Source organism: Stenotrophomonas sp. S41, from assembly GCF_016624625.1.
GTDB lineage: Bacteria > Pseudomonadota > Gammaproteobacteria > Xanthomonadales > Xanthomonadaceae > Stenotrophomonas.
Genome location: NZ_JACVTV010000001.1, coordinates 85,711 through 100,534, shown reverse-complemented (window position 1 = coordinate 100,534; position 14,824 = coordinate 85,711). Strand labels below are relative to the sequence as shown.

The 14,824-nt window shown below is 57.9% G+C and carries 15 protein-coding genes; 8 read left to right on the top strand and 7 right to left on the bottom strand.

The annotated features are described in order from the left end of the window. Positions 1–158: 158 nt before the first annotated feature. From IAE56_RS00400 to IAE56_RS00385, 4 genes are all read right to left on the bottom strand, one after another. Positions 159–452, bottom strand: a complete 294-nt coding sequence (locus IAE56_RS00400; RefSeq protein WP_200751009.1) for a hypothetical protein — start codon at positions 450–452, stop codon at positions 159–161. Positions 453–628: 176 nt separating this feature from the next. Further along, complete coding sequence (locus IAE56_RS00395; protein WP_200751008.1) at positions 629–1,069, bottom strand: hypothetical protein; 441 nt, start codon at positions 1,067–1,069, stop codon at positions 629–631. A gap of 361 nt (positions 1,070–1,430) precedes the next feature. Then, on the bottom strand, positions 1,431–2,054 hold the full coding sequence (locus IAE56_RS00390) for a hypothetical protein (RefSeq protein ID WP_200751007.1): 624 nt from the start codon (positions 2,052–2,054) through the stop codon (positions 1,431–1,433). A 145-nt stretch (positions 2,055–2,199) separates the two neighbouring features. After that, on the bottom strand, positions 2,200–2,880 hold the full coding sequence (locus tag IAE56_RS00385; RefSeq protein WP_200751006.1) for a hypothetical protein: 681 nt from the start codon (positions 2,878–2,880) through the stop codon (positions 2,200–2,202). Between the two features lie 316 nt (positions 2,881–3,196). Here IAE56_RS00385 and IAE56_RS00380 point away from each other — a divergent pair, with 316 nt between their 5' ends. From IAE56_RS00380 to IAE56_RS00360, 5 genes are all read left to right on the top strand, one after another. Further along, positions 3,197–3,784 carry a TnsA endonuclease N-terminal domain-containing protein gene (locus tag IAE56_RS00380; RefSeq protein WP_200751037.1) on the top strand — a complete coding sequence of 196 codons (588 nt, stop codon included), beginning with the start codon at positions 3,197–3,199 and terminating at the stop codon, positions 3,782–3,784. An 87-nt stretch (positions 3,785–3,871) separates the two neighbouring features. After that, positions 3,872–5,725: a Mu transposase C-terminal domain-containing protein gene (locus tag IAE56_RS00375; RefSeq protein WP_200751005.1), complete on the top strand. Its 1,854-nt coding sequence runs from the start codon at positions 3,872–3,874 to the stop codon at positions 5,723–5,725. Next, the gene (locus IAE56_RS00370) at positions 5,722–6,606 is read left to right on the top strand and encodes a TniB family NTP-binding protein (protein ID WP_200751004.1); all 885 of its coding nucleotides are present in this window, start codon (positions 5,722–5,724) and stop codon (positions 6,604–6,606) included. Before IAE56_RS00375 ends, IAE56_RS00370 begins: the two co-directional genes overlap by 4 nt. Then, entirely contained in the window at positions 6,575–7,636 is a 1,062-nt protein-coding gene (locus IAE56_RS00365) for a TniQ family protein (RefSeq protein WP_200751003.1), read from the top strand. The genes IAE56_RS00370 and IAE56_RS00365 overlap by 32 nt, the downstream gene beginning before the upstream one ends. Positions 7,637–8,304: 668 nt before the next feature. After that, positions 8,305–9,108 (top strand): hypothetical protein, encoded by an 804-nt coding sequence (locus tag IAE56_RS00360; protein ID WP_200751002.1) that lies wholly within the window; start codon positions 8,305–8,307, stop codon positions 9,106–9,108. Here the strand turns inward: IAE56_RS00360 and IAE56_RS00355 are convergent. From IAE56_RS00355 to IAE56_RS21260, 3 genes are all read right to left on the bottom strand, one after another. After that, positions 9,105–9,380 (bottom strand): helix-turn-helix transcriptional regulator, encoded by a 276-nt coding sequence (locus IAE56_RS00355; RefSeq protein WP_234455792.1) that lies wholly within the window; start codon positions 9,378–9,380, stop codon positions 9,105–9,107. The two genes, IAE56_RS00360 and IAE56_RS00355, sit on opposite strands and share 4 nt — an antisense overlap. Before the next feature lie 24 nt (positions 9,381–9,404). Beyond that, complete coding sequence (locus IAE56_RS00350) at positions 9,405–9,653, bottom strand: hypothetical protein (RefSeq protein WP_200751001.1); 249 nt, start codon at positions 9,651–9,653, stop codon at positions 9,405–9,407. Between the two features lie 1,409 nt (positions 9,654–11,062). After that, positions 11,063–11,275, bottom strand: coding sequence for a hypothetical protein (locus tag IAE56_RS21260; protein ID WP_325167147.1), 213 nt, complete (start codon positions 11,273–11,275; stop codon positions 11,063–11,065). Between the two features lie 123 nt (positions 11,276–11,398). Here IAE56_RS21260 and IAE56_RS00335 point away from each other — a divergent pair, with 123 nt between their 5' ends. The 3 genes from IAE56_RS00335 to IAE56_RS00325 are packed head-to-tail and all read left to right on the top strand — an operon-like array spanning position 11,399 to position 14,801. Beyond that, entirely contained in the window at positions 11,399–12,712 is a 1,314-nt protein-coding gene (locus IAE56_RS00335; protein WP_200750998.1) for a GTP-binding protein, read from the top strand. Then, positions 12,709–13,668, top strand: coding sequence for a GTP cyclohydrolase FolE2 (gene folE2, locus IAE56_RS00330; protein WP_200750997.1), 960 nt, complete (start codon positions 12,709–12,711; stop codon positions 13,666–13,668). Before IAE56_RS00335 ends, folE2 begins: the two co-directional genes overlap by 4 nt. Further along, a complete protein-coding gene (locus IAE56_RS00325; RefSeq protein WP_200750996.1) occupies positions 13,665–14,801 on the top strand; it encodes a GTP-binding protein in 1,137 nt (378 codons plus the stop codon). Before folE2 ends, IAE56_RS00325 begins: the two co-directional genes overlap by 4 nt. Positions 14,802–14,824: the final 23 nt, after the last annotated feature.

The following is a 14,824-nucleotide window of genomic DNA, read 5'->3' as shown; positions in this document are numbered from 1 at the left end:
GCCTACTGGTACGTCCGCGCCAAGAACGTAAGGCGCCTGGAAGCCCCTACCCACGACGGATGAGGGCATTGGTAGGGGCTGTCGCGCCAGATTTCTTGGCCGACGAACTTGGCAACGGCTGTGCGGCCTAAATGTAGCAGCAGAGCCGACAGCAAAGCCTACTTCAGGCTCTTGTCAGCGCTAAGGGACGTGGTGGCTGGAGGTGCAAAGAGCATCTCTAGCACCTGCGCTCTGACCGCATCATCGGCTCCCTCCTGATTCGCCGCAGCCTCAAGCAGTTGCAGGAGCTGTTCCAACTCAGCTGTCATCCCCTCGTGATCCGCACCATCGGTAGCTGCAAATTCCTTCCAGCGAAAGAGCAAAGTTCCAATAGCCCTTTCGTGCGTGCTACCGATCGACTTCAACCTGACACTATTAATAGCAGCAGCTAGGCGCTTTTTTAGATCAGCCACGGTCTTCCTCCTCTAAGCTATGCATCGAGTGCAACTGCAAGCCAATCTCCGTCGAGACTACGCGATGCATAGTGAATCGAATTGCTCACGCGCTATCACAAATAAAGCGATTGGCCCGCTCCAAGAGTGATCTTCCACTGGAGGAGCTTGGTGCGTAAGTCCGGCCTCCGTGAAGGCTACTGGCCGTCAATGATCGGCTTCAACTCGTCAATCAAAGCGCGCGCCTCACCTACTGTAGTTGTAGTGAGGGCTCTCTCTAGGTAGTCGCCGCTTAGAAGGTTCCGGCCGCAGTAGATCCCTACGGCCGTAACCAGTGCAGCATGCGCTGTCGCGGATAGCTTGTCTGTAGTCACGCCATCAAACTCTGCTTGATTAGCGACCCAGCGGCCATCCTCGTTGGTTGCTATCGCCAAGGCTCTGCCAACGAAGCCTTCGTCCTTAATCATGCGCTCCATAAGAGCTCCAAAAGCAATTACGTTCCGAATAGGTGTCACGCGTGGGCCAGAAAGCCGGATTGCAGTGCTGGCATCAGGTCGCTGCAAGCGACTACTGCCCACCCCCGATAGTAAGGTTTCATCGAATTCATCGCCACCTAGAAGGGGAAGGTTCTCGTACATCAACCGCTGCTTCAGAGAAGGCCAGTCGTGTATCAAACCATCGAAATGGGATTAGGGATCAATCAAAAAAATATTTCCCATTGACACCTGGAGAGAGGCGTGCGCTAGCGTTCTCTCAATCTCGATGTGTGAACACTAGCCCGTGCCGCTCATGTCACTCTGCCCATATGGCACGCAACCCGTGACTCGCTTCGCTGAGGGCTGCACCGGGCATCCAACAGTCGAGGTTCATAGAACGCCAAACTTAAGCCGCATCGCCAGGGCTAAGGTCAATGCCGGAGGTTTGCAGAGCGACACGGGTCACGGGCCAGGATAGTGGCTCGGGGTTAGGATCTGGCGAGTACGAACGCGCTCTCAGCAGTCAGCTCTTCTCGTGGTTGGCTAGCGCAGCACGGTGACGGGTCTCACCTGCATAGCTCTTGGCACGATCGACATCGGCCTTCATCCCAATGATCACCTGCTCGGCATCTGGATCTTTGAAAGCCCTTTCAACAGTCCGTACCACCCCAAAGAGATTCCATGCCGCCACAAGCACTAGATCTTGATATGGCTCATCGATGAAGGCATCACCGTGCGCTTTTCTCCTACCGGAAGCCCCGAACCAGTGAGGGTTCTTCATGAAGGAGGGTACGGTCCCAGGTCCCAAGCTCACCAAGTAGCCGTGAACCAAGCTATTACGGTATTCATGGAGATCTCGCGCAGCGCAGGCAGCCACAGCAAGTACAGCGTTGCAGTCGTCGCTGAGCTTGGGGCTACCGGCACCTAGCATTTCAAACTGCTGGCTAGCGTTCATCGTTTCTGTAAATGGCCGCTTGCCCTCCATGGGCACGCCGCTCAAGGACCACAGTGCGCGCTCAAGGGTAGTCTCAAACAGACCATAAGCCGTGACAAATGCGCCAATCATGACCAAGTGATGCGGCATCAGCCCCATCGCCATCAGGCGAGTCTGGATCGCTCGAGAGCTTGATACGTAGTCGTATGCCATTGGAGGTGCATCTCCTAATTCTTAGCATCCATCCGGCAGCATCTCTGGCTGCCGTCGAGTTGAAAGTTGAGGCCTGCGCTGATGCAGGTGTGACCAGCGCAAGCAAAGCAATGGCCTTAGTAACGAACAGCCGGACAACTCCTGCTCAGGCAGCTGACCTACCAACGGTGGCAAACGATCTCAGCGCGGCTTCAGCCCTTGTCACCGCTTCAGATAGCTCGTGCACGACGTTGTCGAACTCGGGATCAGCGGCCCAAACGCGATCCTCAGCTTGAGCCAATCTATCTCGAGAGCCTTCGTAAGCTTTGATCTGGTCGTCGCTTGGGTACCTGTCGAGAAGGTGCGCATGGTGAAGCATGATCTTCTTCAGGCGACCAGCCGCGGCTGCTTCATTGCGCACCCCGCGGAGCACTTTCAGGATCTCTTCTATGGCGTCCTGCGCCTCCTTTCCGAGGGCTGCACGGACTCTAAAGCGAAGGGCCGCCAACTGTGATGCAACTTCTGCATGTTGCTGGTAGCGAATCTCGACCACCCCGTACTCCTTTCGAAGATCAAAATCCTCTTCGCTCTCCTCCTCCCCACGATGAACCGACTTCATCTCGCCAGCCAAAGCAAAGGGCTGGCGCATGTGTCCAATCGCGTCCACCACCCGGTAAACCAAACTCAAGGCGTCCTCAGCAAGGGCTTGGCTCCGTGTGCCACGCAACTGCTGCTTCCACGTGCTAAGTCCCAAGCCTCCAACAATCGCAACTGCTATCGCCCCAAGACCCTGGGTCACGGCGCCAAATACCGCGGCCGCAGCCGGCCAATCGACTTCAAGTGCCAAGCAATTCATGGTGACCCCCACGGCAAGAAGACGCGAATATTGGCACGCTGGGCCATCACCCTCGCTCGCGCTGTCGACAACACCGCCTCCAGCGCGACAACGTCAATTTCTCCGCGTTTGGTGTGAAGTATAGTTAACGAAGCTACCCTGCGAGGCGCTAAGTCACTGATTGTTTTACGTACAGCAAAGCAAACCTCGCTAATTGAATTCACCCTATCAACGCTTCTGGATGACTGGATCATAGCTAATGGCGCTAATGGCTTCGGATGAGCCGCAAAGGCTTGTGGGAGTAAGGTCGAGAGGGCTCTCGGGCAGAATCGCGCTTGAAGATGGCGCGGCAGCATTTGAATCGACGCTGGAGCAAGACCTGATCGAGCTTCTTGACTTCGATCCACGGGTATCGGAGATCTTGGTGCAGCCGTTCTCCCTTCATCACGAAGAGGACGGGGCACGCAGGCGATACACGCCCGACGTCCGGGCCACCTTCATCGCACCAGGCGCGGAAGTGGTGGTCTACGAAGTGAAGTACCAAGAAGAGCTGAGAGAGAACTGGCAGAAGTACAGGGCTCGCTTCGGGGCGGCCTATCGTTTCTGTCGTCAGAACGGCTGGCGGTTCAAGGTCATGACCGAGAAGCACATCCGAACGCCTTTCTTGGCCAACGTGAAGTTCCTGCGCCGGTTTCTGCGCCTTGCCGAGCAGGAGCTGACCACCGGGCAGCTGCTCTACACCTTGAAGGCCCTGGGGCCAACTACGCCCCAGGCTTTGCTCGCTGCCACCTATATGTCATCTGAAAGCAGGCTTCGGTCGATCCCGATGCTGTGGAAGATGGTTGGCGACGGCCGAGTCGGCTGCGATCTCAATGAGCCGTTGACCATGGCTTCAACCATCTGGATGGTGCCCTAAGTGCTAGGACCTTCTCGAAAATTCTATTCCGTCGCGCCTGGCGTTGAAGTCAGCTGCGAAGGGCGCCGATACGTGGTCACTCACGTGATGACGCACAGTAGTGTGCTTGCCAAGGACTTGGGTACGGGAGAGAGCAAAACGCTACGGGTGGAGATGCTGACCCCGATCGTGGAGGCCGATTCCACCCAGGAACAGGCTGAGCGGGACCTTGCTCTCTATTCGGATGAGGAGTGGGCCGAAGGCCAGCGTCGCCTGTTCTTCATCAAACCTCTTCTGGAAAAACCCGTGCGGTACAGGGCGGACGTGGAGGAGGTGGCCAAGGTCGCGGGTGTCCACTTCACTACGCTCTACAAGTGGCTGAGAGCCTTTCTGCTGAGTGGCCATGTGTCATCTCTAGTCCCTGCCAAAGCTGGCCCTCGCACTGGAACGCGCATGCTCAGCGCAGAGCAAGAGTCGGTCATTCAGTCGGCGATCGACGATAAGTACCTGTCGGAAGATCGCGGAACCGCACAGGACGTGGTGGACGAGGTGAAGCGGCGGTGCCGTCGGATGAAGCTGAAGGTGCCTAGCCACATCACGGTACGGGCCCGCATCCGAGATATTCCTAAGGCGACTGCGCTGCGAAAGCGTGGCTTGCGCGATGAAGCCCGGGATCAGTACCAGCCCCTCCGCGGCTCCTTCCCGAACGCTAATCATCCCTATAGCGTCATCCAGATTGATCACACCCCTGCAAACGTCATCGTCGTCGATGAAGTCAGCAGGCTGCCGATCGGACGGCCGTATCTGACGTTGGCGATTGATGTCAGGACGCGAATGGTGGCAGGTCTCTATCTGTCGATGGATCCACCCTCGTCGGTTGCAGTGGGCATCTGCCTATCGCAGGCCATCTGCCAGAAGCGCGAGTACTTGGCCTATCTGGGCGTCACAGGTGAATGGCCAGCGTGGGGCGTGATGGGCAAGGTCCATTCGGACAACGCCAAAGAGTTCCGATCCAGAGCGCTTTCACGTGCCTGCGAGGACTACCAGATCGATTTGCAGTACCGAATGAAGAAGACGCCGCATTACGGTGGTCATATCGAGCGCTTGATGGGAACAGCCGCACGAATCTTCCTCGGGCTGCCAGGGAAGACCTTCTCCAATCCGAAGGAGCGCAAGGGCTACGACTCTGAGGCCAAGGCGGCAATGACCCTCAAGGAACTGGAGGCCTATCTGGTGGACTACATCGTCAACAAGTACCACAAGAACATCCACTCTGGCATCGGGATGACTCCCCTGGTTGCATGGGAGAGGGGCATCTCCGGCTCTGATAAAGAGCCGGGTATTGGCCTTCTGCCTGCGCCAGAAGATCCTGCGCGGGTGCAGCTGGATTTCATGCCCTATGAAGAGCGCACGATTCAGCGCTATGGCTACCAGCTGGACAACGTCCACTACTACGACCGCGTCCTGGACCCTTACATCAACAGTGTTGATCCGAAGACCAAGCAGAAGGCCAAGTATCTGATTCGTCGAGATCCGCGGGATATCAGTGTTACCTACTTCCTGGATCCGGCTGATAACCGGTACACGGCTGTGAAGTACCGCAACGTCGCGCATCCTGCGATCAGTCTGTGGGAACTCAATGCAGCTGCATCGCGCCTGAAGGAAGAGGGACTCAAGGGCGTTGATGAGGACCAGCTCTTTGACACGGTCGATCGCCTTCGCCAACGAGTGGATGACGCACTGAACGCGACCAAGTCGGCTAAGGCCGCTCGTCGCTCGGCAGCACGTAGGCCACCAGGTACGCGGCCTGCTCCGGCGAAGCAGCCTGCCCGTACCGTTGCTGTCCCGTCTGCTGCCAACGATGAGAGCATCCACGGTCAGAAGGGTGCCAATGATCAGAGTTTTGGTGACGATCCCTTCGCCGAACCCATCACCCCCTTCAGTGTGTCCCTGAAACGATGAGCGCCGAGCACCTGCTACCGGAAGTTGCCGAAGTCTTGGATGAGCCCAACAAGGACCGCATTGAGTTCTGCCGTCAGGACCGATGGGTTGGGTACACCGCCGCAATCAAGGCTCTGGATGAGCTTGACGACTTGCGCAATTTCCCCAAGAACCTGCGGCCCAACAACATCCTTCTCGTTGCACGAAGTGGGAACGGAAAGAGCTCGATCATCGACTACTTCGTGAAGCGCCATCCCATGGGAGCAACCGAGGAGGGGAAGTTGGTTGTTCCCGTCCTGAAGGTTGAGATGCCAAGTAAGCCGGATGAGTCCGAGTTCTGGTCACTCATCCTGTGGATTCTGGGCATATCCCACCGTGAGGGGGACCGGGCTGCTCATAAGAAGCGGCAGGCCAAGTCAGCCATGGTCTACGCCAATGTGCAGATGCTGGCACTGGACGAGTTCAACAACGTTGCCGAGGCAGGCAGGGCGACTGCCGACCTTCTAGCAGCAATCAGGAACTTGAGTAACGAGCTGCGAATTCCAATCGTGGCGGCGGGGACTGAGAAGGCCATCAACGCGCTGAATCTGGATCCCCAGCTCAAGTCACGCTTTGAGCCGATAGCGCTGCCCAAGTGGAGTCTGGACAAGGAGTACCTGAGCTTTCTTGCTTCCTACGAGCAGCTGCTGCCTCTCGCAAAGCCCTCCAAACTGATCGAGAGGGAGCTGGCTACCACGGTGTTCTCGATGGCTGGGAACACTATTGGCCAGACCGTAAAGCTACTCCGCCGAGCAAGTGTGGCGGCCATTGAATCGGGTACCGAGCAGATCACCCTGGATCTGCTGAAGAGTCTGGAGTGGACACGCTCTGATGGCTGGGACACCGTCGCTCGCTCAGTCTGAGCTGTTTCCCTTCCACCGGGGTGTTCTTCCGGTGGAAGGGGAGCTCCTGAGCTCTTACCTGCTTCGGCTGGCAGGCGCGCACAGCGCCGATCACTACCGGTTCTATTCCACGCTTCTACCGCGAGCGCAGCTTTGGAATAGGGATATCGATCGAGGTTCAGACGAGCGTGTGGCCAAGCTTTTGGTAGAGCGGTGCAGGTTGGCGCCGGCGGTGGTTGAAGCCATGTCCCTTCGTAGCTATGAGGTCGCCATTGCCGGCCCTGGTGTCAGGAAAGGGCCGGGCCGTGGCACATGGATCAATCCTATCGGGGTCTTTCATCGGACCCGCACCTTGGCTGGGCTGCAGGTCTGCCCGGACTGTCTTGCCGAGCAAAATATCTACCAGCGCATCTGGCGACTGTCCTTCGTGACAAGCTGCCCGTATCACCTTTCGCCCCTGCTGGTGGTGTGTCCAGGGTGCGCGGCGCCCATCATTCCTCATCGGCAGCTGGCGGGCACATCGATCTGCCACAACTGCCATATCGATCACTTGTCGCGAACCAGGCGAGTCACCGAATTGGCCGCGGTTCCGCCAGGTCAGCAGGTGCTGATCGACGCCTTGGCTGGACGGGGAGTGCCCACTTTGGAGGAACGCATCCCTTTGCCGGAGCTGGTCAGGGGAGTCGCTTTGCTGCGACGTTGGGGTATGTTTCGCGCACCTTTAAGCGCCAAGGGCGTGCCCATTGAGAGCCAGAGCCCGTTTGTCAGGTCGGTGTACTTTGATCTGGTCCAAGAGTTGGCAGTCCAGTGGCCAGATTCCATGGGCCGGCTCATGGTCAAGGGTAGAATCTCACGGCAGACCTTTGAAACGGCCAAGCCTCCATCTTGGCTGGCTTGTATTGGTCAACATCTGTCACCTCGCCACAGCCTGAAGGCTCCGCAGAAGGCTCAGAAAAGTCTGGCATCCTGGCTGAAGCACCTAAGGCTCACAAAGCCCGACGGTTGGAGAGAGAAGAGGGCATCTGCGTTGGTTAAGGCAGCAGCAAAGTGAGTGGCATCCCGGCCGAGCCACGCCAGCGATGGTGCGATAACTGCGGCAGAGAAGTGGCCAAGATGCACCGCCGCCACAAAGGGAAAGCGTACTGCTCCTCCTGCTATGTAACTGAATTTATTCAGGTTGAATGTGGTGGGTGTGATGGGATGGCCCGTGTTCATCGAAGAGATGCGTCTGCCCCTCGATGCGGCCAATGTCAGCGTGCGAGCCGTTCGTGTGTTCGCTGCGGCAAGTCCGTTCCGCGGGCTGGTGTACGCATTGGGACGGACGCAGTGGCGTGCCCATCGTGCGCTCCGAACCTCAGAGAGACTGAGGCCTGCTCAAGCTGCGGTCGCCTCACCAGCAGGTTGACCTGGGGAGGGGAGGGGAATCTGATCGGGCGTATCTGCGAGCCGTGCAGGAACAGGCCTACGCATTCGACGTGCGTCCACTGCCGCCGGTACCGCGCTATTGCAGGACTTACTGAGAGTGGGTCACCCCACTGCATCGACTGTGGATCCTCTGGAGAGGCCTGGCACGCTTGTCCGGGTTGTGGAATCTCAATAGTGGGTAAGGGGCGCGGACACTGCAGGAGCTGCTTGAATCATGAGCGTCTTGGGCATGAAGCTCGGCTTGCGGCTACAGCCCTGTCCGGCGCATGGACGATCCAGTTGCTGGAGGGCTTCGTGTCCTGGCTCCTAAGCCATGACGCGGCAAACCCTAAGCTGCCGGCAACGCTGCTGTCCCACACGGCGTTCTTCGTTGCCTTGGATCGTGCCTTTGATTCATCAGAGCGTTTGCTCCCGCAGGCGATGCTCGATCTATTCTCAGTGCAGGGTCTTCGCCGACACGTCCTGCCACTTCGTTTCCTGGCTGAGAGGGTCGGTTTGGAGATCACCGACGAAGAGAAGGCTGAGCACGTGGAGACGTGCCGCATAGGTGCGATCATTGAGACTGTCGAGACTAAGAGCTGTAGCGAGGACTTTGTTCGCTTCAATCAATGGCTGATCCTGGACGGCAAGCCAACAAGGACCCGGCGCCTCTACATCTCCACTGCAGCCAGGCTCTCCCAGTCGCTTGGCTGGATCACCTTGTCCCAGCTTGACCAGAACGTGGTAGATCGCTACCTAAGCAAGAATCCGGGGACTAGAAACGATCTAGGTGCCACACTTCGGTTTGCACGTGCAGAGCTGGGATGTGATATCAGACTTCCTCCTCCACGCACCCGTCGTGTCCAGGAGGAAAAGCCTGTTCGGCAGCTTCGTGCCCTACTTAAAAAGATCGAGCTGGGTGGTGAGGCTTCGCCGATTGAGCTCTTTGAGAAGGCCGTCTGTGTGGCGATGCAGATATCCCCCGCGGCCATCCGATCAGGAAAGTGGTGGCCCGAGAAGCGCGGAGGCAGGTGGCTGGTTGTGTCCAGCACGGAAACCATCAATGCGCCGGCAGAACTAAATGACGTAATCGCCGGCTGGATGGCCGCTCGCTGTTAGAGCCTGCTCTCAAAATCCTCGACCATCTCGGCCAGAGAAAGACCAGAAAGATAGGCGATGTCTCTGAGCTCTACAATGTCCAAGCGCCGCTTCCCGCGCTCCACGTCACTGATGAATGACTGACTGCGGCGCTGCCTCTCCGAGACCTGGGTCTGGGTGAGCCCTGTAGCGAGGCCGGGCAGCGCCCTTGGGTGATGCCCTTTATTTGCAGAGGATCTGGTGAGTTTGGGACACTTCGTGAGTAACGGACCCGCGATCCAAGCCGCTGCCAATCCCTTGGGGATCGGCAGGTTACATCAGCGTGGTACGAAGCGCTCGGCTTCGAGGGGCGGATCGATGAACACGTCATCTGGGATCAGCATTCCCTCCTGATACAGGTCAAACCTAAAGGCGCCAAGAACGCTCCCACTCTTCGGGTTCAAGCCATCCCGCTGAAATGCCTTGGAGATGATCTCATTGGATGCCCCCTCCAAATCGGCGTCCCCTGATCTCTTCTCATCCGATCTTATCCAGCGGCGAATGATGCTCACTTCTTCGCTGCTCAAGCGGATCAAGATCCATCTACTCTCATCGCTCATAAACACTCCTATGTTCTGCAGAATGGGCAACCCCGACGGATCCAGGGCCACATAAGCCATGACGGACAACTAGGTCCGATCGCGGATCATGTATCGTCCTGCAGATCAATCCCCTCTCTTACCGTAGCATCGCTGGAGAGCGCTGAGCTCTGGTGGAGGGTATGAACCAGAGCTCAGCGGTTGGGCGGGTGTTTTGCAGTCGTATTGATCCGATGGTAGTCAGCGTTCTCCTTAAGTGCTCTGGGCTAAGCTGGCTTTTACGCGAAGGGCTGCGGGCTCACTAGGGCGGGCTTCTCCTCGTTGATGCATGCCCGGCAAGTACCACCTATTTCCAGGCAGGAACTGTGAGGCGCGAACCTGGAGGTGCAATATGTCAGCATCCAGTGCGATGAGGAATCAGGCAACGGTATGTGATCAACACGGCCACAGCGAGCACAAACGAGATAGGCACAACGAATGTCTTCCTCCGGCGCTCTGAACAAGTACGCGTTGATTGTGTTCAACCTCACCACTATCCCTTGAGTCACCAAGAAGTCTAACGCGCGATAGACTGTAGCCGGGCCAGCACCAGGCATGGTTGTGCGGATGGTGTCCAGTAGAGCGTATGCCTTCATTGGACGTCCTGATTCGATCATGGCCCTAAGTACATTGACACGCGCCGAGCCCAGTCGCTCACCACGCTGCAAAAGCAAGCCCTTGATAGCACTCAACATTTGGGCGTCTCTTTTATGCGGGTCTGCATCACGCGAGGTGTGTCGGGCCGGCGATGGATCGATGAGGTTCTTCACATGTCCATTCTTGTGATGAGTTGAGATCAAGCACGAATCGGTCGCACCACAGCCAACAGCGCAACCTCGGGTTCCGTTCTAATCGCCACTAGTTTGGCAGCGCTGGCAGGTCCCGGTGATCTCAATGTGATCGGATGTGGGCCGGAATCCTTCTGCCAGGGGATGCTGAGCCAGCTGCCCAGGAGTGATCGGCAGCGTGACCTGCTCGACTGTCCCACAGCCCGTGCAGATCAAGTACGTCGAACCCTCATCACGCTCGCACAATGAGAGCTGGTACGCACTGATGGAGTCTAGCCGCACGATGACTCCCTCTCTACGCCAGAACGCCAAGGCGCGGTAGACCATCACGGGTGCAGCACTGGGTCGTCCGGCGCGAATCACGTCGAGGACCGCGTACGCACTCATGGGCTTGGACGCATGAGCGAGGATTTCCAGCACCATTCGTCTGGCCAACGTCGGGCGTGCGCCACGGCTCAAGCAGAGGGCTACAGCAGCATTGATGGCCGCTTGATTCGGCGCCCGGGTCCCGTCGATCATCGTGGCTTGGACTGTATCTCTTAGCGGCTTCATCGGTGAGATTAACCGCGCTCAGCTCAATTCATTGGCCGCTTGCTCGAACCACTGGCGGACCTGAGCAAGGTGGTCAGGTCCCCAAAGCCTGATGAACTGCTGCGTGTAGTGATCGGTGCTGCTACTAAGTGCAGCGATGCGATCCCTAATGAAAGGCAGGGAGAGAGGGATACTGCACTCAACCTCGATGCAGTGGCGCCACTCCGAGTAGGTTCTGGGAACAATCGTCATAAATTCACCTGGTGTCCTTTGATCTCCGGCGGATGCTGAGCCGGCCAATGGCAAAAGAAGGGCTGACCAAACGCAATGTTATAGTATAACATTTGCAGACTTGTTCAATCCCTAGGCCTTTTCATGCTCTCCCCCCAAAATGACCGTCGCCTGCCCGTGACGGTGCTGTCCGGCTTCCTTGGAGCCGGCAAAACCACGCTATTGAACGCAGTCCTGAACAATCGGGCGGGGATGCGTGTCGCAGTGATCGTCAACGATATGAGCGAGATCAACGTCGATGCTCAGCTGGTGCGAGACGGCGGTGCCTCTCTTAGCCGGACGGAGGAAGCATTGGTAGAGTTCAGCAACGGATGCATCTGCTGCACGTTGCGAGATGATCTACTGCAAGAGGTCAAGCGACTGGCCAGCGAGCAGCGCTTTGACTACCTGCTCATTGAGTCAACGGGTATTGGCGAGCCGATGCCTGTCGCGGCCACCTTTTCAGTAAGGGACGCTGAAGGCTTCTCTCTGTCCGACATTGCTCGTCTCGACACAATGGTGACGGTGGTGGACGGGCAGAACTTCCTCAAAGATTTTAGCTCCTCAGAGCGACTTGCCGATCGGGACATGCAGGCTGGTCCTGAGGACGGGCGCGGTTTGGTCAACTTGTTGTCCGAGCAGGTGGAGTTCGCAAACGTTGTGATGATCAGCAAGCGAGATTTGGTTTCCGACGCAGACCTGTTCAAGGTCAAGGCCGTGGTGAAATCGCTGAACCAGGATGCTGTGATCGTTGAGGCGACCCGCGGCAACGTGGCACTAGATCAGATCATGAACACCCGCTTGTTTGACTACACCAAGGCGCAGCTGGCGCCGGGCTGGATGAAGGAACTGCGAGGGGAGCATGCTCCTGAGACCGAAGAGTACGGAATCAACAGCTTTGTCTATCGCGTGTCGCGCCCCTTCCACCCACAGCGATTGGCCGAGCTCTTGTTGCAGGGTATTCCGGGAGCCATCCGCGCCAAGGGATTCTTCTGGCTGGCCAGTCGTATGGACTGGGTCGGGGAAGTCTCGATTGTAGGAGGTTCCACCCAGACGGAGGCGGCTGGCTTTTGGTTTGGCGCCCGCCACCGCGTCGAAGCCGGTGTTGTCGGAGTGCCTCCGGAGGCCATCGCCCTACTTGAAGGCGGTCGCGCCATGAGCACATCACTGCAGGACTGGACTGCGCCGTTACCCAGCGCAGAACTAGTCGATGATACTCAGGAGTATCTGTCGATGCAGCGGCAGTGGCACCCTCAGTGGGGTGACCGGCGTCAGGAGATTGCGGTGATCGGGGTAGGCTTGGATGAAGCGCAAGCTCGCAAGGCCCTGGATGCAGCACTTCTCAGTGATAGTGAGTTGGTCCGGGGGCCAAGTGCTTGGCTCCAGTTGGCCGACCCATTCCCGGTGTGGCGGCGATGAGCGGCCAACTGGCCATCTCGTGTTCGCTGGCGGCCGACTCGGCACGCTTGGATGCGGGTGCCGCACTTCCAGACGTATCAGTGAGCGAGCGCTCATGTATTGCGCGCCCCCTGGACTGGGTGGGTATGAGAGACATACGCATGCCGGTGTGGCTGGACGATGCGCTGTCGCCCGCGGCCCAGTTGGCCAGCATCAGCGCCCTGGTTAACTTGCCCGATGCAAGCGTCAAAGGCATTCACATGTCCCGCCTCTACGGACTGCTGTTCGAGGCGAGTCAATCTCCGCTATCCCCACAGGGGGTGGTCAGCCTCCTGGGCAAAGCTGTTCTGAGCCACGCAGAGTGCGGCTCGAACGCGGCCAAGCTGAGCTGGCGCACCGAAATGCTACGACCAACACAGGCATTGGTGACTCAGGGTCTGGAGGGATGGTCTTCTTACAAGCTCCTGATCGATGCAACCGTGCATCAGGATCGTGTCGAGATATGGGCGGAAGTAGAGATCATCTATTCCTCTACCTGCCCGTGTTCAGCCTCATTGGCCAGGCAGTTGATCGCGGCAAAATTCCAGCAACATCACGGGCAGGAGAATGCCGTGTCCGTAGAGAGAGTTGTGGATTGGATAACGAAGAATGGGACCTCGGCGACCCCGCATAGCCAGCGTAGTCTCGCACGTATCCGCGTCTTGGTTGATGCCGCCGGCGGTTGGCAACTGACTCGGCTCATCGAGGCGGCCGAAGCTGCGCTGGCTACCCCCTCGCAGGGCCCAGTCAAGCGCGCTGACGAGCAGGAGTTCGCCCTCAGGAATGGCGAGAACCTGATGTTTGTGGAGGACGCTGCTCGCAGGCTGCTGTCCCAACTTCAGCCAATGTATCCCAGCGGATCAGTTGAGGTCACCCACCTGGAAAGCCTGCATCCGCACGATGCGTTTGCTCAAGCATCTTGGACGGTGCCCGCATGATCGCGGACACCATTCCCGTCACCCTGATAACGGGCTTTCTTGGTGCGGGCAAGACCACCTTGCTCAACCATCTAGGGGAACAGGGGGCCTTGAGTGAGACACTCGTAGTCATCAACGAGTTTGGCCAAGTTGGACTTGACCACATGCTGATGATCGAGGCCAAGGACGACTTGGTGGTGGAGCTGAGCGATGGATGTGTCTGTTGCACGCTCCACGGTGATCTGACCGAAGCGCTCATCAGGGAACAGAGTGACAGAGCGCGGGCCGGAAAGGTGCCTTTTCAGCGGGTAGTCATTGAAACCTCGGGCATATCCGATCCATCCTCCATTGGTGGTGCCTTTGTATCGGATCCACAATTGGCAGGGCGCTTCCATCTGGAGGCGATTGTTGCTTTGGTAGATGGTCCGGCTGGCAGGCAGAACATCGAGAGCTATGCGGAAGCGGCCGCACAGGTTGCTCTCGCTGACATGCTCATCGTGACGAAAGCCGCACACACCGAGGCAGCGAAGCTGACAGCGTTGAAGGAGCTGCTATGCCAACGCAATCCCTTTGCAAGACTTGTGGTCCTGGATGAGGAGACCATCGCGGCTCAGGACGTGTTCGACAGCGATTTGGCCTTGCGTCGGCCATTTGTCGAGGTCGAAGCTCCCTCTTCAGGCTTCATGATGGGAGGGCAGGGAGGCCTGTTGCTTGGCGGTAGTGCGTCCCCGTCTCCCTCGGCCGTCTCCGGCCATGCGGGACGCTACAAGGTCACGAGTTTTGACTGCAAGGAGGCACTATCAAGGGAGAACCTCAATGCCTGGTTCTTCACCATGTTGTCCCTTCTTGGCGAAAAGATTCTGCGGTTCAAGGCCATAGTCGACGTGGAGGGCGAGGAAACGCCGACGATCCTCCACGCTGTCCAAGGGCTGATCAGCCCGCAAGTTCAGCTTAGTGCATGGCCAGCACAAGGAAGGCTTACGCGGATGGTCTTCATTACAGAGGAGCTAGCTACGCCGGTACTCCAGGCAGGCTTGGATGCCTTCTTTCCTGGCAGTTTCCGGCCTTGCGTGCAGGTCCGTCAGCCGTCTCAAAGTCCAGGGGCGGCTCCGGCTGAGCTTGTTCAGCCCTTGCTGCAGGAGGCTGAGCTGTAAAGCCTGTACTGCGCCGGTGTCTC